Source organism: Serratia proteamaculans (genome assembly GCF_949794035.1).
Classification (GTDB): domain Bacteria; phylum Pseudomonadota; class Gammaproteobacteria; order Enterobacterales; family Enterobacteriaceae; genus Serratia; species Serratia proteamaculans.
Genome location: NZ_OX461105.1, coordinates 4,002,415 through 4,021,565 on the forward strand (window position 1 = coordinate 4,002,415; position 19,151 = coordinate 4,021,565).

Genomic DNA, 19,151 nt, shown 5'->3' on the forward strand with positions numbered 1-19,151 from the left:
TCTCCACCTCATCCGCGTCATGACGTCGTTCAGTGACAGATGCCAGCGTTAAGGTTGTTTATGGATATCAGCGCACCGAATCATCTCACCACGCGCAAAGGCGCACTGCTGATGCATACCCTGCTGGCGGCCGCCGTGGTTTTCCTGTTGGCACTGCTGTGCCTGACGTTGTCCAACGAATCCAGTCACTTTACCCCGCTGTGGTTCCCGACCGCCGCTATCATCACGGTGCTATACCGCCACTCACCGCACCAGTGGGGTTTGCCCTTGCTGGCCAGCGGTGTCGCCATTGTCACCGCCAGCACGCTCCTGTACGGCTTTAGCTGGCTGCCGGTCAAACTGTCGCTGATCAACCTGCTGGAGGCCGTGGTCTGTACTCTGTTACTGCGTCGCATGCTGTTACCGGACGATCCGCTGAACAGCCTGGCCAGTTGGCTGAAATTTGTGGTCTGTGCGGTGATCTTCACCCCGTTGTTCAGCGCCTTGCTGGCCGCCTGGTGGGCGCCGGCTCCCGAGCAAAGCTTCTGGCAGTCGTTTAACACCTGGTTTATTTCGGAAGCCATTGGCGTGCTGTCGCTGGCCCCCATCGGGTTGGTGTACCGCCGCCGCATGCTGGAACAGCTGAACCCGTTCCCGCTGTTATTGGCACTGATAGCGTCGCTGGTTTTTGGTTATCTGGCGCTGGCCCACCTGCCCTTTCCGTTTACCTTCGTCATCCTGCCGCTGCTGTGGGCGGCGATCGCCCTGCCACGGTTGGAAGCCTTCACTATCTGCTTTTGCACCACGGTAATGATCACCGTGATGATTTCATTCGGGTTATTGCATTTCCGTATCCCCACGACGCCGCTCAGCGACATTGAAATCTACCTGCCGATCCTGCTGATTCTGATCCCGGCGCATGCGATGGCGATGGTGATGCACGCTTTCCGGGTAGAGAAGCAGCATATCGTCGAGAGCGAAATCCGTTTTCGTAATGCGCTGGAATATTCCGCCATCGGCATGGCGTTGGTATCGCCGCAGGGACAGTGGCTGCAGGTCAACCAGGCGTTATGCAAACTGCTGGGCTACACCCCGGAGGCCTTGCGACGCCTGACGTTTCAGGAAATCACTCACCCGGACGATCTTAATGCCGACCTGGTGCAATTGCGCGACCTGCTCGACGGCCATATCAGCAGCTACACCCTGGAAAAGCGCTATATCCGCAGCGACGGGGAGCACGTCTGGACGCTGCTGGCGGTATCGATGGTGCGCGATGCCGAAGGCCTGCCGCTGTATTTTATTTCTCAGGTGGAAGACATCAGCGAGTTGAAACGCACCTCAGCAGAAAATCACCGACTGATGGAGCGCATTACCCTGGCCAATCAGGTCGGGGGGATCGGCGTTTGGGAGTGGGTGATGGACGGCGAAGAACTCACCTGGGACAAGCGCATGTTTGAGCTTTATGATCTCAGCCCGGACCAGAAGCCAACGATGTCGCTGTGGCGGACGCTGCTGCTGCCGGAAGATCGTGAACGTACCGACCTTGAGATGTCCTCTTTGCTGGACCAGCCGCGGCCGTTTATCCTGGAATTCCGACTGCTCACCCGCGAAGGAAAAGTGCGCCATATCCGCGGTCAGGGCAACGTCATTTTGGATGCACAGGGCAAGGCACTGCGCATGATCGGCACCAACATCGACATGACGGAAGTGCGCAACCTGACCGAAGCGCTTCACCAGGAAAAAGAGCGTCTGCACATCACCCTCGATGCCATCGGCGAAGGTGTGATCTCCACCAACGATGCGATGCAGATTACCTTTATGAACCCGGTGGCCGAGCAGATGTGTGGCTGGCCACTGAGCCTGGCGGTTGGCATGCCGATCGCCGGGGTAGTACGTTTGACCAACGGCAAAGACGGCGCAGAAGTCGAAAACCCGGTTCAGTGCTGCCTGCAAGAGAACCGCCAGCTTTCGGCAGATTATGCCCTGGTGTTGCACAGCCGCGATGGCCGCCATTTCGACATTCAGCAATCGGTATCACCGCTGAAAACCCTCAATGATGAAGTGATGGGGGCAGTGATGGTGCTGCAAGATGTTACCGTCTCACGCGAATTGATGCGCAAGCTGAGTTACAGCGCGTCTCACGATGCCCTGACCACCCTGCCCAATCGCACCAGTTTTGAAAAACGACTGAAAAACGCCATCGCCGGTGCCGTTGAACACCAACGTCAGCATGCGTTGGTGTTCCTCGATCTCGATCGTTTTAAAGCGGTCAATGACAGTGCCGGCCATGCGGCAGGCGACGCGTTGCTGAGAGATATCGCGCAACTGATGCAGCACCATCTGCGCCACAGCGACTGTCTGGCCCGGCTGGGAGGTGATGAGTTCGGCCTGATCCTGTTTGACTGCTCATCCGAGCAGGCCAAATCCCTGATGCAACAACTGGTGAACTACATCGGCCAGCATCCGTTCTATTGGGAAGACAAGGTTTATCACGTCGGTGCCAGCGCGGGTATCACCTGCATCACTGCAGATAGCGGCAAGAGCAGTGAACTGCTGGCTAAGGCCGATCTCGCCTGCTACACCGCTAAGCATCAGGGTCGCGGGAAGGTCTATCTGTACGAAGCACGACAAAAAAAGATACTGACTCCAGGCGCACCACACCACAAAAGTTAGCCACAGGGACCTGAAACAAGCGCTGACCGCACGACGCCGCGGCGGTGACCGTGGCGTTCGCTCCCCCCATTCCCCTTCATTCTGCCCCACTCTCCCGTTTTTCGGGCTGTGGCGTCATTGGGTCACAGCCCCCCGATCACGTTTTTTTTGCTTAGCCAACCTGAGGTTAGTGGTATAACTAACGGGTCAAAGTTAATCGTTTAAACAATACCTCGATACGGAAATCAGCACGCGCGTTAATTTCCACCCCATCTTTAAACGTGATTGCTCAGGGATAATGGCTATGAAAAACGAGTGGTTTGCCGCCAGAGAGCTAACCGGCATTGCAGGACTGCCCTCCTCGCCACAGGGCATCAATTTGATGGCCCGCCGCGAAGGTTGGATCAGCCGCCGCCGAAAAGGCGTACAGGGCAAAGCGGTGGAATACCACATTGACAGCCTGCCGATCGGCGCACGCAGCCTGCTGATACTGCAAGAAGATCCCGCAGAATATCAGATTGAACGTAAGGATCCGCTGGCGGTATGGGTTGAGTATTACTATCACCTTAGCGAAAGCGAACGCGAGAAAGTCCTGACGTTCCTGATGCGTGAAGGGATCGACAGCCTGCTGGCGCGCATTGCCGCCGAAGAGTAGCGCGACTAGCCATCAGTGTCCGTTGAGGGTACCCAGCCATCGTTATGCCACAAATGCAGCGTGGCGTAAGAGCGCCATGGCCGCCAGCGTTCGGCATAGTTTTCAATCTGGCGTGGCGTCATCTCCGGAAAGCGCTGTTTGATCAGATAATCTCCCGCCAAAAAGACGTCCGGCCATGACCAGGCACGCATAGCGATATAACTGGCCGTCCAACTGCCAATTCCCGGCAACGCGGTCAGTGCCTTGATCCCCTGCTCAATATCCAGCACGTTATCCAACTGCAACCGCCCTTCGGTGACCGCCCGTGCAATGGCGATCAGCGCCGCTGCGCGTTTTAATTGCACCCCCAGCGGACGCAGTTCCTCAGGTTGCAATTGTGCCACCTGCTCAGCATTGGGGAACACATGGGTAATGCCGGCGTAGGGCTGTTCCAACGGCGTTCCCCAGCGTTCCGCCATGCGCCCGGCAAAGGTCGCCGCCATCTTGACGCTGACCAACTGCCCGAGCACCGCCCGGGTCGCCTGTTCAAAACTGTTGACGCAACCGGGCAGCCGCAGGCCCGGCGCATCGGCGGCCAGGGCTCCCAGGGCCTGGGTGATCAGATCCGGTGCGGCATCCAGATCGAACAGTTGGCGGATACGGCGTAACACCTCCGTGGTTACCCGGCTGAGCGCCGGAGCGATCTCTACCCGCACCCGATTGCGGGCCTCCTCCGGCTGTACGCTGACCCAGCCGTGATAGTCAATACCGCCCTGAGTAATGGCGATCGCCCGCAAATATTGTTGCCCCTCAACCCGTTCCACCCCGCTCACCGCACGGGTTTGCAAAAAGCTCAGCATGCGCGGCCAGTCATAGGGTGGCCGGTAGCCCAAATGAAACACCAGCCCGCTGGCGACGGTACGCTCATTACGGCCGCTGCTGCTACGCAGCGCCGAGGGGATCAGCCGGTAGCGCGCCTTGAACAATTCGTTAAAGCGTCGCAGGCTGCCAAAACCGGCGGCAAACGCCACTTCACTCAGCGGCATATCGGTATCCGCCAGCAGCCGTTTGGCCTGTAACAGCCGGTGCGACTGGGCATAATCAATCGGCGAGGCGCCAAACTGATCGGCAAAAATGCGCCGCAGGTGGCGATCGGAAATCCCCAGCCGCGCGGCCAGTTGCTCGCAGCTGTGCTCCGACAGATAGCCTTGTTCAATCAACTGTACCGCCACCTGAGCGTAGCGATTGCCGAGGTCGATCAACGCCAGCCCCGGTGCCAACTCCGGCCGGCACTTCAGACAGGGGCGAAAACCCGCCAGCTCCGCCGCCGCCGCGCTCGGGTAAAAAGTACAGTTCTCGATCTTCGGCGTGCGGGCACTGCACACCGGGCGGCAATAAATACCGGTCGAAGAAACACCGACGAAGAAGCGGCCATCGAATTTGCGATCGCGCGCACTCAGTGCCTGATACAACGCCTGCTGTTGGTTTTTCATGGCCACGCTCGGGGTCAGTTTTTTGTTCATTATGCGACTCGGCTGATGCGCTGACGTGCGGGATTCGGACATTAAGTTAAGCATGCACTCCCGTTCGCCGCTAAAATTTTCGTCAGTTACGCGCTCACACATTGCCCGGGGGGCAAGTCTCGGGTAAAGTCGCCCCCCTTCATCGGCATGGGGAGTGAGAAAAGACATGTTTATTGGATTCGATTACGGAACGGCCAACTGTTCCGTCGCAGTGATGCGTGATAACGGCCCCGAGCTGCTGACGTTGGAAAACAACGAACCCTATTTACCGTCGATGCTGTGTGCGCCGACGCGGGAAGCCGTGAGCGAGTGCTTGCACCGTCACTGGCAGGTGCCGACCGGCAGCGAAGAGAACCAGCAACTGCTGCGCCGGGCGATCAACTACAATCGCGAGGAAGACATTCCGGTCGCGAATAACAGCGTGCTGTTTGGCCTGCAGGCATTGGCGCACTACGTTGAAGATCCGGAAGAGGTGTATTTTGTTCGCTCACCGAAATCCTTCCTGGGTGCCAACGGCCTGAAGCCGCAGCAGATCGCACTGTTTGAAGATCTGGTGTGCGCCATGATGTTCCACATCAAGCGCCAGGCGGAAAACGTTCTGCAGGATAGCATCAGCCAGGCGGTCATCGGTCGCCCGATCAACTTCCAGGGCATGGGTGGTGAAGAGGCCAACCAGCAGGCGCAGGGCATTTTGCAGCGCGCAGCCGAACGTGCCGGGTTCAGAGACATTGAATTCCAATTCGAGCCGGTCGCGGCAGGACTGGACTTCGAAGCGACGCTGAGCGAAGAGAAAACCGTGCTGGTGGTAGACATCGGCGGCGGGACTACCGACTGTTCAGTGTTGCTGATGGGGCCGCAATGGCGTGACCGCGCCGATCGCCAGCAAAGCCTGCTGGGCCACAGCGGTTGCCGCGTAGGCGGTAACGATCTGGATATCATGCTGGCATTCAAACAGCTGATGCCGCTGTTCGGCATGGGCGGCGAAACCGGAAAGGGTATCGCCCTGCCCGCGCTGCCCTACTGGAACGCCGTCGCCACCAACGACGTGCCGGCGCAGAACGACTTTTACAGCGTCGCCAACGGCCGCATGCTGCAAGATTTGATCCGCGATGCCGCCGAGCCGGAAAAGGTCAAACGCCTGCTGAAAGTCCACCAGCAACGTCTGAGCTACCGTTTGGTGCGCGCGGCAGAGGAGAGTAAAATCGCCCTGTCTGCGCAGCAAAACATCAGCGCACCGCTGGCTTTCGTCCAGGCTGATTTGGCGGAAACCATCAGCCAGGATCAGCTTGCCGAGGCTATTTCGCAGCCGCTGTTGCGCATTCAGGAACAGGTCAGCGCCGCGCTGGCCAGCAGCCAGACCGCACCACAGGTGATTTATCTCACCGGCGGCAGCGCACGTTCACCGCTGCTGCGCGCCGCGCTGCAACAGCAGTTGCCGGGCATTCCTATCGTCGGTGGCAACGACTTCGGCTCGGTCACCGCCGGGCTGGCACGCTGGGCGCAAACGCTGTTCCGTTAATGACCAGAAGGCGCGGCTTGCCGCGCCTTTGTTCACTGGAGCCAAGTCGATGAGTGAAATACTCCCCTTCGAGAGTGACCGGTTGCTGTTACGCGCCTGGCGCGACCAAGACCTGCCGGCATTCGCCGCACTCAATGCCGATCCACAGGTGATGCGTTATTTCCCCGCCCCGCTGACAGCCGAGCAAAGCTACGCGCAGGCTGACAAGATCCGTCAGTTTATGCAGCAAAACGGTTGGGGTTTATGGGCGGTGGAAGAAAAAGACGGCGCGCCTTTTATCGGCTTTGTCGGGTTGGCGATCCCGGCGGACGATCTGCCCTGCTCACCCTGCGTAGAAATCGGCTGGCGGTTAGCCGCAGCGCACTGGGGTAAAGGCTATGCTTCTGAGGCCGCCGGTGCCGCACTGCGCTTCGCTTTCGAACGCCTGGATTTGGCTGAAGTGGTCTCTTTTACCGCCGAAAGCAACGAGCCATCACGCCGGGTAATGGAACGCATTGGCATGATGTCCCACGGCGAAAATTTCCTGCATCCCCGACTGCCGCAAGGCCATCCGTTGCAAAAACACGTCCTGTATCGGCTGGCACAACAAACCTGGCGGGAAAAACTCCACGGCTAATCCCGCCGCTGATTGTTGGAAATATTACCAGGCGCTGGCCTGGTTCAGTGCGCTGATATCTTCAGCCTCCAACCGCAGTCGGGTGGCACTAATCAGCTCATCCAACTGTTTCAGCGAAGTGGCGCTGACGATCGGTGCGGTGATGCTCGGTCTTGCCATCAACCAGGCCAGCGAAACCTGCGCCGGTGAAGTGTGATGTTTCGCCGCAACGCTATCCAACGCCGCCAGGATTTTAAAACCACGCGGATTGAGATACTGCTCAATCACTCTGTCACCACGCTGGCTCTTGCCAATATCTTGCTCGCTGCGGTATTTTCCGGTCAGGAAGCCGCTGGCTAACGAGAAGAAGTTAATTACCCCCAGGCCATGACGTTGCGCCACCGCTTCCAAACCTTGTTCGTAACCTTCGCGCGCATACAGGTTATATTCCGGTTGCAGGGTTTCGTAACGCGCCAGCCCTTCCTGCTCACTGACTTTCAGCGCTTCTTCCAGACGATCGGCCTGATAGTTGGAGGCACCGATCACCCGTACCTTACCGGCCTTGATTAACGCATCGAACGCCGCCAGGGTTTCCGCCAGCGGCGTATCCCGATCATCATCATGCGACTGATAAAGGTCGATATAGTCGGTCTGCAGACGGCGCAGTGAATCCTCGACCGCCTGCTGGATATAGCGCGGCGACAGCCCCTGCTTCCCTTCCCCCATCGGCTTGCCGACCTTGGTGGCAATGATCACCTGATCACGCTTGCCGCTTTTTTTCAGCCACTGGCCAATCGTGCTTTCGGACTCGCCGCCCTGGTTGCCCGGTGCCCAGCTCGAATACACGTCGGCGGTATCAATAAAATTAAGCTGATTTTCCACCAGTGCATCCAGCAGGCTGAAGGAAGTTTCGCGATCCGCCGTCCAGCCGAACACGTTACCGCCGAAGGTTAATGCCGGCACTTTGATGCCCGAACGGCCCAGTTCTCTGTTGCTCATTGCATGCTCCATGGGGTTAATGATTTGCAGGTTAATTATTAGCGCAAAATCGGAAGGCAGGCTAAAACGCATTGGCTATAAGCCCGTTTAACTCTCTTATAAACCTGGCATGATCAAATCTACAACTTATTCGGACGATGCTGACGATTCCTCCATATTTCCTTCATCTTTATGCCGTCTTTGCTGGCTAAACTAGTATCCTGTAAGGAGTGTAACTTTTGAGGCAATGAGTGCCCGCACGCCTGCCCTTTTGGAGATATTTTCGCCGCCATGAATGCAAAAAACCCACGTCGTTCACTGATACTGCGCCTGCTGGTGGTGGTCATTGTGGCTATTGCCGCCGTGCTGATTTGGCGTCACTTCAGCGCTTCACCACCGGCTACGGCTACCGCACCAGGTGCGCGCCATGCAGGTAGCGGCCCAGCTGCCGGGGGCCGACGTGGGGCACCAATGTCACCGGTGCAGGCCGCGACCGTTACGCAGCAGACGGTACCGCGCTATCTTTCCGGGCTGGGCACCGCCACCGCCGCCAACACCGTGACCGTCACCAGCCGGGTTGACGGCCAACTGATGGCAGTCCACTTTACCGAAGGCCAACAGGTCAAGGCCGGCGATCTGCTGGTTGAAATCGACCCACGCCCGTTTGAAGTACAACTGACCCAGGCGCTGGGGCAACTGGCCAAAGATCAGGCCACGCTCGCCAACGCCCGGCGTGATTTGGCGCGTTATCAGCAACTGGCGAAAACCAATCTGGTCTCGCGCCAGGATCTGGATACCCAACTTTCCTTGGTGCAACAGACAGAAGGGGCGATCAAGGCCGATCAGGGCACGGTCGACAGCGCCAAACTGCAAATCACCTACAGCCGTATCACCGCACCAATCGACGGCCGCGTCGGCCTGAAGCTGGTGGATGTCGGTAATTACATCACCAGCGGCAGCACTACCGGCATTGTGGTGATCACCCAGACTCACCCTATCGACGTGGTGTTTACCCTGCCGGAAGCCAATATCAGCGATTTGATCAAGGCGCAAAAAGCCGGCCCGGTCAGCGTCGAAGCCTGGGATCGCACCAACCAAAGCCAATTGGCGAGCGGTTCGCTGCTGAGTCTGGATAACCAGATCGACACCACCACCGGCACCATCAAACTGAAGGCGCGTTTTACCAACGAGGACGACGCACTGTTTCCCAATCAGTTTGTTAACGCTCGGCTGAAAGTGGCAACCTTGCATGATGCGACCGTTATCCCAACCGCGGCGCTGCAGATGGGCAACGAAGGCAACTTCGTCTGGACCCTGAGTGAAGAGAACAAAGTCAACAAACACCTGGTCACTACCGGCATGCAGGACAGCCGGCAGGTGGTGATCAACGCCGGTCTGAACGTCGGCGATCGGGTGGTTACCGACGGTATCGATCGTCTGACTGAAGGCATGCAGGTGGAAGTGGTGACGCCGCAGGCGGCTGCGACCACCACCAAACCCAGCCATCCACCGCGCGCTCAGGGGAAATCCTGATGCAGGTGATGCCACCTAACCCCGGCGGCGGCCCATCCCGCCTGTTTATTCTGCGTCCGGTCGCCACCACATTATTGATGGTGGCTATCCTGCTGGCGGGGATTATCGGCTATCGCGCCCTGCCGGTTTCCGCCTTGCCGGAAGTCGACTATCCGACCATTCAGGTGGTCACGCTGTACCCTGGCGCCAGTCCGGACGTGGTCACTTCTGCCATCACCGCCCCACTGGAACGGCAGTTTGGCCAGATGTCCGGCCTGAAACAGATGGCGTCGCAAAGCTCCGGCGGTGCCTCGGTAGTGACGCTGCAATTCCAGCTTGAACTGCCGCTCGACGTCGCCGAACAGGAAGTGCAGGCGGCGATCAACTCCGCCACCAACCTGTTGCCGAGCGATCTGCCCTACCCGCCGATTTACAGCAAGGTTAACCCCGCCGATCCGCCGATCCTGACGCTGGCCGTAACCTCATCCGCCATGCCGATGACCCAGGTGGAAGACATGGTGGAAACCCGCGTGGCGCAGAAAATATCGCAGGTCACCGGCGTTGGGCTGGTCACGATTTCCGGCGGTCAGCGACCGGCGGTACGCGTGAAGCTTAATGCGGCAGCCGTCGCCGCCTACGGCCTGGACAGCGAAACCATCCGCACCGCCATCAGCAATGCCAACGTCAACTCCGCCAAAGGCAGCCTGGATGGCCCAACCCGTTCGGTCACGCTGTCCGCCAACGATCAGATGAAGTCCGCCGACGATTACCGCCAACTGATTGTCGCCTACCAAAACGGCGCGGCGATCCGCCTGCAGGATATCGCCACCATCGAACAGGGCGCAGAAAATACCCGGCTGGCGGCCTGGGCCAACAAGCAACCGGCCATTGTGTTGAATATTCAGCGTCAGCCGGGGGTGAACGTGATCACCACCGCCGATAGCATCCGCGAAATGCTGCCAACGCTGATTAAAAGCCTGCCGAAGTCGGTCGACGTCAAGGTACTGACCGATCGCACCACCACCATTCGTGCCTCGGTCAGCGACGTACAGTTCGAACTGCTGCTGGCGGTAGCGCTGGTGGTGATGGTGATTTACGTGTTCCTGCGCAACGTGCCTGCCACCATTATTCCGAGCGTCGCGGTACCGCTATCGCTGATCGGTACCTTCGCCGCCATGTACTTTCTGAACTTTTCGATCAACAACCTGACGCTGATGGCACTGACCATTGCCACCGGGTTTGTGGTCGATGACGCCATCGTGGTGATCGAGAACATCTCGCGCTACATCGAAAAGGGGGAGAAACCGCTCGACGCGGCGTTGAAAGGCGCCGGTGAAATCGGCTTCACCATTATCTCACTGACCTTCTCGCTGGTGGCGGTGCTGATCCCACTGCTGTTTATGGGCGATATCGTCGGCCGACTGTTCCGTGAGTTTGCCGTGACGCTGGCGGTGGCGATTTTGATTTCCGCCGTGGTTTCGCTGACGCTGACACCGATGATGTGCGCACGCATGCTGAGCCACGAATCGCTGCGTAAACAGAACCGTTTTTCCGCGGCCTCCGAGCGTTTCTTTGATCGGGTCATCGCCCGCTACGGCAAATGGCTGAAAACGGTGCTGAATCATCCCTGGCTGACCCTGGGTGTGGCGTTCAGCACGCTGGTCCTCACCGTGTTGCTGTACCTGATCATCCCAAAAGGCTTCTTCCCGGTGCAGGACAACGGCATTATTCAGGGCACGCTGGAAGCGCCGCAATCCGTGTCGTTCAGCAATATGGCCGAACGCCAACAGCAGGTGGCGGCAGAAATTCTCAAGGACCCGGCAGTGGAAAGCCTGACGTCGTTTGTCGGCGTTGACGGCACCAACGCCACGCTCAACAGTGGCCGGTTGCAGATCAACCTCAAGCCCTTAAGCGAACGCGCAGACCGCATTCCGGCCATCATCACCCGCCTGCAGCAGCAAAGCGCGCAGTTCCCCGGCGTGAAGCTGTATCTGCAGCCGGTGCAGGATCTGACCATCGATACCCAGGTCAGCCGTACCCAATACCAGTTTACTTTGCAGGCGATGTCGCTGGACGATCTGAGCCTGTGGGTACCGCAACTGATGGCAGAGCTGAAACAAACCCCGCAGTTGGCGGACGTGACCAGTAACTGGCAGGATCAGGGACTGGTCGCCTATGTTAATGTCGATCGCGATTCGGCTTCCCGACTCGGCATCAGCATGAGCGACGTGGATAATGCGTTGTATAACGCCTTTGGCCAGCGGTTAATTTCCACCATTTACACCCAGGCCAACCAATACCGCGTAGTGCTGGAACATGACGTCAGCAGCACGCCAGGACTGGCGGCGCTGAATGATATCCGCCTGACCAGCAGCAACGGCACCATAGTACCGCTGAGCACCATTGCCAAAATTGAGCAGCGCTTCGGGCCGCTGTCGGTTAACCACCTGGATCAGTTCCCGGCGGCCACCATCTCCTTTAACGTGGCGGGCAATTATTCGCTCGGTGAAGCGGTCGATGCCATCACCCTGGCGGAAAAAAACCTCAATATGCCAAAAGACATCACCACCCAGTTCCAGGGCGCGACACTGGCGTTCCAGGCAGCGCTGGGCGGCACCCTGTGGCTGATCCTGGCGGCGGTGGTGGCGATGTATATCGTGCTGGGCGTGCTGTATGAGAGCTTTATCCACCCGGTGACCATTCTGTCTACTCTGCCCACCGCCGGGGTCGGTGCCTTGCTGGCGCTGATGCTGGCCGGCAGCGAACTGGACGTGATCGCCATTATCGGCATCATCCTGCTGATCGGCATCGTGAAGAAAAACGCCATCATGATGATCGACTTCGCCCTGGCCGCCGAGCGTGAGCAGGGGATGACGCCGTATGACGCGATTTATCAGGCCTGCCTGCTGCGTTTCCGGCCGATCCTGATGACCACGCTGGCCGCGTTGCTCGGCGCACTTCCGCTGATGCTCAGTACCGGCGTCGGCGCGGAACTGCGTCACCCGCTCGGGGTTTGTATGGTCGGCGGACTGGTGATGAGCCAAATCCTGACGCTGTTCACCACCCCGGTGATCTACCTGCTGTTTGACAAGCTGGCGCGTAACACTCGCCACCAGCCGGATGCGCAGGAGCTGCCGTGAAATTCTTTGCCCTGTTCATCTACCGGCCGGTCGCCACCACGCTGCTGACATTGGCCATCGCCATCAGCGGCGTGATTAGCTTCAGCCTGCTGCCGGTTTCCCCGCTGCCGCAGGTCGACTATCCGGTGATTTCGATCAGCGCTTCGCTGCCGGGTGCCGATCCAGAGACCATGGCCTCATCGGTGGCGACGCCGCTGGAACGCGCACTGGGCCGAATTGCCGGGGTCAATGAAATGACCTCGATGAGTTCACTGGGCAGCACGCGAGTGATCCTGCAGTTTGATCTCGACCGTGATATCAACGGGGCCGCACGTGACGTACAGGCGGCAATCAATGCGGCGCAAAGCCTGCTGCCTACCGGCATGCCAAGCCGCCCCAGCTACCGTAAGGTCAACCCCTCCGACGCGCCGATCATGATCCTGACGCTGACCTCGGATACTTACAGCCAGGGCCAGCTTTACGACTTTGCCTCTACCCAGTTGGCGCAGAAAATCGCCCAGACTGAAGGAGTGGGTGACGTTTCGGTCGGCGGCAGTTCGCTGCCTGCGGTGCGGGTCGAACTCAACCCGAGCGCCCTGTTCAATCAGGGTATATCGCTCGATGCGGTGCGCCAGACCATCAGCAATGCCAACGTGCGCAGGCCGCAGGGCGCGGTGGAAGATCCTCAGCAGCGCTGGCAGCTCCAGGCCAACGACGAGTTGAAAACTGCCGAGGCTTATCGCCCACTGATTATTCACTATAACAACGGCTCGGCGGTGCGCCTGAGTGATGTGGCTGCGGTCAACGACTCGGTACAGGACGTGCGCAACGCCGGGATGACCGATGCCAAACCGGCGATTATTCTGGCCATCAGCCGGGCACCAGATGCCAACATCATTGAAACCGTCGATCGTATTCGCGCCGAATTGCCCGCGCTGCAAGACAACATTCCGGCGTCAATCCAACTGAATATCGCCCAGGACCGCTCGCCGACCATTCGCGCCTCGCTGGCCGAGGTAGAACAGTCGCTGGTGATTGCCATTGGGCTGGTGATCCTGGTGGTGTTTATCTTCCTGCGTTCCGGCCGCGCTACGCTGATCCCGGCGGTCGCCGTACCGGTATCGCTGATCGGTTCCTTCACCGCCATGTATCTGTGCGGCTTCAGCCTGAATAACCTGTCGCTGATGGCATTGACCATCGCCACCGGCTTCGTGGTCGACGACGCCATCGTGGTGCTGGAGAACATTTCCCGCCACATCGAGGCCGGCATGAAGCCGGTCAACGCGGCGCTGGTCGGGGTGCGTGAAGTCGGCTTTACCGTGCTGTCGATGAGCGTGTCGCTGGTGGCGGTGTTTATTCCGCTGCTGCTGATGGAAGGCCTGCCGGGCCGTCTGTTCCGCGAGTTTGCCGTGACCCTGTCGGTGTCGATCGGTTTGTCGTTGATTATCTCACTGACGCTAACCCCGATGATGTGTGCCTACCTGCTGCGCCACCAGCCGCCGCGCTCGCAGAGGCGAGTACGCGGCTTCGGTAAAATGCTGTTGGCGTTGCAACAGGGCTACGGTCGCTCGCTGAGCTGGGTGCTTGGCCATTCGCGCTGGGTGCTGGCGGTGTTTTTGGCCACCATCGCGCTCAACGTGTGGCTGTATGTCAGCATTCCAAAAACCTTTTTCCCGGAGCAGGATACCGGTCGGCTGATGGGCTTTATCCAGGCTGACCAGAGCATTTCCTTCCAGGCGATGCGCGTGAAGCTGGAAGATTTTATGAAGATTGTGCGTGAAGATCCGGATGTGGAAAACGTCACCGGCTTTACCGGGGGGTCACGTACCAACAGCGGCTCGATGTTTATTTCGTTGAAACCCCTGTCGGTACGCAGCGATGATGCACAAAAAGTGATCGCCCGGCTGCGCGCCAAATTAGCCAAAGAGCCGGGAGCCAGCCTGTTCCTGATGGCGGTACAGGATATCCGCGTCGGCGGTCGGCAGGCTAACGCCAGCTACCAGTACACGCTGCTGGCAGATGACCTCGCCGCGTTACGTGAATGGGAACCGAAGATCCGTACCGCACTGGCCGCCTTGCCAGAGCTGGCAGACGTCAACTCCGATCAGCAGGACAAAGGGTCGGAGATGGATCTGGTTTACGATCGTGAGACCATGGCCCGGCTGGGTATTTCGGTCTCTGACGCCAACAACCTGCTGAACAACGCCTTCGGTCAGCGCCAGATTTCGACCATCTATCAGCCGCTCAATCAGTACAAAGTGGTGATGGAAGTGGCGCCGCCCTATACCCAGGACGTCAGTTCACTGGACAAGATGTTCGTGATCAACAAGGACGGCAAGGCTATTCCCCTGTCCTACTTCGCCCGTTGGCAACCGGCCAATGCACCGCTGTCGGTTAACCATCAGGGGCTGTCGGCCGCCTCGACCATCTCGTTTAACCTGCCGGATGGCGGCAGCCTGTCCGATGCCACCGCCGCCGTGGAACGTACCATAACGGCACTCGGCGTCCCCGCCACCGTACGCGGTGCCTTCGCCGGTACCGCACAGGTGTTCCAGGAAACGCTGAAATCCCAGTTGCTGCTGATCGCCGCCGCCATCGCCACGGTGTATATCGTGCTTGGCATTCTTTACGAAAGCTATATTCACCCGCTGACCATCCTGTCCACCCTGCCCTCTGCCGGCGTGGGGGCGCTGCTGGCGCTGGAGCTGTTTGGCGCGCCGTTCAGCCTGATTGCGCTGATTGGCATTATGTTGTTGATCGGTATTGTGAAGAAAAACGCCATCATGATGGTCGACTTTGCCCTGGATGCGCAGCGCAACGGCGGCATTAGTGCGCGAGACGCCATTTTCCAGGCATGCCTGCTGCGCTTCAGACCTATCATGATGACCACGCTGGCGGCGCTGTTCGGTGCATTGCCGTTGGTACTGACCCACGGTGACGGCGCCGAACTGCGCCAGCCGCTCGGTATCACCATCGCAGGCGGCCTGATCGTCAGCCAACTGTTGACGCTGTACACCACCCCGGTGATTTACCTGTATTTTGACCGGCTGCAGATGAAGTTCCGTCGCGGCAAGAAACTGGATCCTTTGCCCCAATAATGGCTGATTGATGCTTATAAAACACACCGCTTCAGTACAGTGGCAACTCTGGATTGTGGCGTTCGGCTTCTTTATGCAGACGCTGGACACCACCATCGTCAACACCGCCCTGCCATCGATGGCTGTCAGCCTGGGGGAGAATCTGCTGCGCATGCAATCGGTGATCGTCTCCTACGTACTGACGGTGGCGGTGATGCTGCCGGCCAGCGGCTGGCTGGCGGATCGGGTTGGCGTGCAGCGGGTATTCTTCAGCGCCATCGTGCTGTTCACTCTGGGATCGATCCTCTGTGCCCGCTCCGAAACCCTGAATGAGCTGATTGCCTCACGCGTGGTGCAGGGCATCGGCGGCGCGATGATGGTGCCGGTCGGTCGGCTGACGGTGATGAAAATCGTCCCGCGCGAACAGTATATGGCGGCGATGACCTTTGTTACCCTGCCCGGCCAAATCGGCCCGCTAATGGGGCCGGCACTGGGCGGCTTTTTGGTGCAGTACGCCAGTTGGCACTGGATTTTCCTGATCAATATTCCGGTGGGAATTGCCGGGGCCATCGCCACGCTGCTGCTGATGCCCAACTACCGCATGCAGACCCGGCGCTTCGACATCAGCGGTTTTATCATGCTGGCTATCGGTATGGCGACGTTGACGCTGGCGCTTGACGGCCACAAGGGAATGGGGTTGTCGGCCACCGCCATCGGCGGCCTGGTGGTAGCCGGCGTAGCGGCGCTGGCCGGTTACTGGTGGCATGCTCACGGCAACAGCCGGGCGCTATTCTCGCTGCGGTTGTTCAAAACCCAGACCTATAAAGTTGGGCTGACGGCCAGCCTGCTGGGCCGTATCGGCAGCGGCATGTTGCCGTTTATGACGCCGCTGTTTATGCAGGTCGGCATGGGGTTTTCTCCGTTCCACGCCGGGTTGATGATGATCCCGATGATTATTGGCAGTATGGGGATGAAGCGCATCGTGGTGCGAGTGGTTAACCGTTTCGGTTACCGCAACGTGCTGGTGGCCGCAACGCTGATGCTGGCATTGATCAGCCTGAGTTTCCCGCTGGTCGCCATGCTCGGCTGGATCTGGCTGTTGCCGGTGGTGTTGTTCTTCCAGGGCATGGTCAACTCGCTGCGCTTCTCGGCCATGAATACCCTGACGCTGAAAGATTTGCCTGATCGGCTGGCCAGCAGCGGCAACAGCCTGCTGTCGATGGTGATGCAACTGTCGATGAGTCTTGGCGTCAGCATCGCCGGTATTCTGATCGGCAGCTTTGCCCATCAGCAGGTGATCACCGGCAGCCCGGCGATTCACAGCGCCTTTATTTACAGCTACTGCTGCATGGCGTTAATCATCGCCCTGCCTGCGCTGGCCTTCGCCCGTGTCCCGGCCGATACCACGACTAACCGTACGCTGACCAAAGAGCCGGGCACCGGCTCCACGAGGTTGCAATGAAAATAGGCATTACCGGTAAACTGTTCATGGCGATCTTCGCCACCTGCATGCTGGTGCTCATCACCATGCATTGGGGTGTGCGTGTCAGCTTCGAGCGCGGTTTTATCGACTACATCAAGAACAGCAACGAGCAGCGTATCAATATGCTGGGTGAAGCGCTGGAAGAACAGTACAGCCGCCACGGCAACTGGGTCTTTCTGCGCAATAACGATCAGGTGGTTTACCAGATCATGCGTTCGTTCGAACAGAACAGCGACAGCAGCCACAATCTGCCGCCCAAGGGCTGGCGTACCCAGTTCTGGGTGGTAGACAGCCAGTTTAACCGGCTGGTCGGGCATTCCGGCCCGCTGCCGAAGGAAGGCCCGCGCCATCCGATCCGCTACAACAATGAAATTGTCGGCTGGGTGATCACCACCCCGGTTGAGAGGTTGACGCGCAATACCGACATCAACTTCGACCAACAGCAAAGGCGCACCAGTTGGATGATTGTCGCCCTCTCCACGCTGTTGGCAGCGGCGGTGACCTGGCTGATGTCGCGCGGATTACTGGCGCCGGTCAAACGCCTGGTAGCAGGTACTCATCGCCTGGCTGCGGGGGATTTCGGCACCCGTGTGGCCGTCAGCAGCCAGGATGAACTGGGGCGACTGGCGCAGGACTTTAACCAGCTCGCCACCTCACTGGAAAAAAATGAACAGATGCGGCGCGCCGTGATGGCCGACGTTTCGCACGAATTACGTACCCCGCTGGCGGTGTTGCGCGGCGAACTTGAAGCCTTGCAAGACGGCGTGCGCCAACCCACCCCGGCCTCACTCAGCTCATTGCTGGCGGAAGTCACCACCCTGACCAAGCTGGTAGATGACCTGCACCAACTGTCGTTATCCGATCTCGGCGCGCTCGCTTACCGTAAATCACCAGTCGACTGTGTGCACTTGCTGCAAATTGCAGTCGCCAGCTTCCGCGACCGGTTCCGCGCCAAAGGGCTGGAAATCGTGACTCTGTTGCCTGAACAGGCATCGCTGTTTGGCGATCCGGACAGGCTTAATCAGCTGTTTAACAACCTGCTGGAAAACAGTCTGCGTTATACCGACGCCGGCGGTAAGCTGGAAATCGGTGCAGAGCCGTTGCCGGGCCGCCTGCGGATTTACTGGCAGGACAGCGCGCCAGGCGTCAATGATGAGCAACTGGCGCGCATTTTCGAACGCTTCTACCGTACCGAAGGTTCGCGTAATCGTGCCAGCGGCGGCTCCGGACTGGGGCTGTCGATCTGTCAAAACATAGTGGAAGCACACAACGGGACGATCTACGCACAGCACTCGCCTTTGGGCGGCGTGCGGATTACAGTAGAATTCGCCGTCCCGGTAATGAATAAGGCGTCATGATGGAAACCCAGAACCAGCCGTTGCAAATTATGATTGTTGAAGACGAACCTAAACTTGGCCAACTGCTGGTGGACTACCTGCAGGCCGCAGGGTACGCCACGCGCTGGCTGACCAATGGCAGCGAAGTCGTGCCGGCAGTGCATGAACGTGCCCCCGCACTGATCCTGCTGGATCTGATGCTGCCGGGCGCTGATGGGCTGACCGTCTGCCGCGAACTACGCCGCTTTACCGACATCCCTGTGGTGATGGTGACAGCGAAAATTGAAGAAATTGATCGCCTGCTGGGGCTGGAGATCGGCGCAGATGATTACATCTGCAAACCTTACAGCCCGCGCGAAGTGGTCGCCCGGGTGAAAACCATTCTGCGCCGTTGCTACCGCCCGCTGGATAATACGCAGGAAGAAACCCAGCTTCATATTGATGAACCGCGCTTTCAGGCCAGCTATCAGGGCCAAATGCTGGATCTCACCCCGGCGGAATTCCGCCTGCTGAAAACGCTGGCCAGCCAGCCGGGCAACGTGTTCTCACGCGAGCAACTGCTGAATAATCTGTATGACGACTACCGGGTGGTGACCGACCGCACTATCGACAGCCATATCAAAAACCTGCGGCGCAAGCTGGAGCTGATCGACGGCGAAAAATCCTTTATCCGCTCGGTGTATGGCGTGGGTTACCGCTGGGAAGCCGAAGCCTGTCGGCTGGTGAATGGGCTGTAACCGGTT

The 19,151-nt window shown here is 58.8% G+C and carries 12 protein-coding genes; 10 read left to right on the forward strand and 2 right to left on the reverse strand.

What is annotated here, in order from left to right; translation table 11 throughout:
- Positions 1-60: 60 nt before the first annotated feature.
- Positions 61-2,652 (forward strand): diguanylate cyclase, encoded by a 2,592-nt coding sequence (locus tag QOT07_RS18655; RefSeq protein ID WP_283603725.1) that lies wholly within the window; start codon positions 61-63, stop codon positions 2,650-2,652.
- Positions 2,653-2,935: 283 nt separating this feature from the next.
- Complete coding sequence (locus QOT07_RS18660) at positions 2,936-3,286, forward strand: DNA-binding protein (RefSeq protein WP_283603726.1); 351 nt, start codon at positions 2,936-2,938, stop codon at positions 3,284-3,286.
- A 5-nt stretch (positions 3,287-3,291) separates the two neighbouring features.
- Here the strand turns inward: QOT07_RS18660 and alkA are convergent, their stop codons facing one another.
- A complete protein-coding gene (gene alkA, locus QOT07_RS18665) occupies positions 3,292-4,788 on the reverse strand; it encodes a DNA-3-methyladenine glycosylase 2 (RefSeq protein WP_099062605.1) in 1,497 nt (498 codons plus the stop codon).
- Between the two features lie 166 nt (positions 4,789-4,954).
- On the opposite strand from alkA, the gene yegD reads away from it, so the two are divergent.
- Positions 4,955-6,307, forward strand: coding sequence for a molecular chaperone (gene yegD, locus QOT07_RS18670; protein WP_112348669.1), 1,353 nt, complete (start codon positions 4,955-4,957; stop codon positions 6,305-6,307).
- 49 nt (positions 6,308-6,356) lie between these two features.
- Positions 6,357-6,923, forward strand: coding sequence for a GNAT family N-acetyltransferase (locus QOT07_RS18675; protein ID WP_283603727.1), 567 nt, complete (start codon positions 6,357-6,359; stop codon positions 6,921-6,923).
- 24 nt (positions 6,924-6,947) lie between these two features.
- On the opposite strand, the gene QOT07_RS18680 is transcribed toward QOT07_RS18675, so the two are convergent.
- Positions 6,948-7,901 (reverse strand): aldo/keto reductase, encoded by a 954-nt coding sequence (locus QOT07_RS18680; RefSeq protein WP_261416911.1) that lies wholly within the window; start codon positions 7,899-7,901, stop codon positions 6,948-6,950.
- 270 nt (positions 7,902-8,171) lie between these two features.
- Here QOT07_RS18680 and QOT07_RS18685 point away from each other — a divergent pair, with 270 nt between their 5' ends.
- Genes QOT07_RS18685 through baeR form a run of 6 tightly spaced genes read left to right on the forward strand, consistent with a single transcriptional unit; the run spans position 8,172 to position 19,145 of the window.
- Positions 8,172-9,413, forward strand: coding sequence for an MdtA/MuxA family multidrug efflux RND transporter periplasmic adaptor subunit (locus QOT07_RS18685; protein ID WP_283603728.1), 1,242 nt, complete (start codon positions 8,172-8,174; stop codon positions 9,411-9,413).
- Complete coding sequence (locus QOT07_RS18690; protein WP_207979904.1) at positions 9,413-12,532, forward strand: MdtB/MuxB family multidrug efflux RND transporter permease subunit; 3,120 nt, start codon at positions 9,413-9,415, stop codon at positions 12,530-12,532. Before QOT07_RS18685 ends, QOT07_RS18690 begins: the two co-directional genes overlap by 1 nt.
- On the forward strand, positions 12,529-15,609 hold the full coding sequence (mdtC, locus tag QOT07_RS18695; RefSeq protein WP_099062611.1) for a multidrug efflux RND transporter permease subunit MdtC: 3,081 nt from the start codon (positions 12,529-12,531) through the stop codon (positions 15,607-15,609). Before QOT07_RS18690 ends, mdtC begins: the two co-directional genes overlap by 4 nt.
- A gap of 10 nt (positions 15,610-15,619) precedes the next feature.
- A complete protein-coding gene (gene mdtD / locus QOT07_RS18700; protein WP_283603729.1) occupies positions 15,620-17,050 on the forward strand; it encodes an MFS transporter in 1,431 nt (476 codons plus the stop codon).
- Entirely contained in the window at positions 17,047-18,429 is a 1,383-nt protein-coding gene (baeS, locus tag QOT07_RS18705) for an envelope stress sensor histidine kinase BaeS (protein ID WP_099062613.1), read from the forward strand. The genes mdtD and baeS overlap by 4 nt, the downstream gene beginning before the upstream one ends.
- Positions 18,429-19,145 (forward strand): envelope stress response regulator BaeR, encoded by a 717-nt coding sequence (gene baeR / locus QOT07_RS18710; RefSeq protein ID WP_219016796.1) that lies wholly within the window; start codon positions 18,429-18,431, stop codon positions 19,143-19,145. Before baeS ends, baeR begins: the two co-directional genes overlap by 1 nt.
- The last annotated feature ends 6 nt before the right edge of the window (positions 19,146-19,151 follow it).

Coding starts and splice junctions, on each gene's coding strand:
- QOT07_RS18655 (WP_283603725.1), top strand. CDS start 61: ATGGATATCAGCGCACCGAATCATCTCACCACGCGCAAAGGCGCACTG.
- QOT07_RS18660 (WP_283603726.1), top strand. CDS start 2,936: ATGAAAAACGAGTGGTTTGCCGCCAGAGAGCTAACCGGCATTGCAGGA.
- alkA (WP_099062605.1), bottom strand. CDS start 4,788: ATGAACAAAAAACTGACCCCGAGCGTGGCCATGAAAAACCAACAGCAG.
- yegD (WP_112348669.1), top strand. CDS start 4,955: ATGTTTATTGGATTCGATTACGGAACGGCCAACTGTTCCGTCGCAGTG.
- QOT07_RS18675 (WP_283603727.1), top strand. CDS start 6,357: ATGAGTGAAATACTCCCCTTCGAGAGTGACCGGTTGCTGTTACGCGCC.
- QOT07_RS18680 (WP_261416911.1), bottom strand. CDS start 7,901: ATGAGCAACAGAGAACTGGGCCGTTCGGGCATCAAAGTGCCGGCATTA.
- QOT07_RS18685 (WP_283603728.1), top strand. CDS start 8,172: ATGAATGCAAAAAACCCACGTCGTTCACTGATACTGCGCCTGCTGGTG.
- QOT07_RS18690 (WP_207979904.1), top strand. CDS start 9,413: ATGCAGGTGATGCCACCTAACCCCGGCGGCGGCCCATCCCGCCTGTTT.
- mdtD (WP_283603729.1), top strand. CDS start 15,620: ATGCTTATAAAACACACCGCTTCAGTACAGTGGCAACTCTGGATTGTG.
- baeS (WP_099062613.1), top strand. CDS start 17,047: ATGAAAATAGGCATTACCGGTAAACTGTTCATGGCGATCTTCGCCACC.
- baeR (WP_219016796.1), top strand. CDS start 18,429: ATGGAAACCCAGAACCAGCCGTTGCAAATTATGATTGTTGAAGACGAA.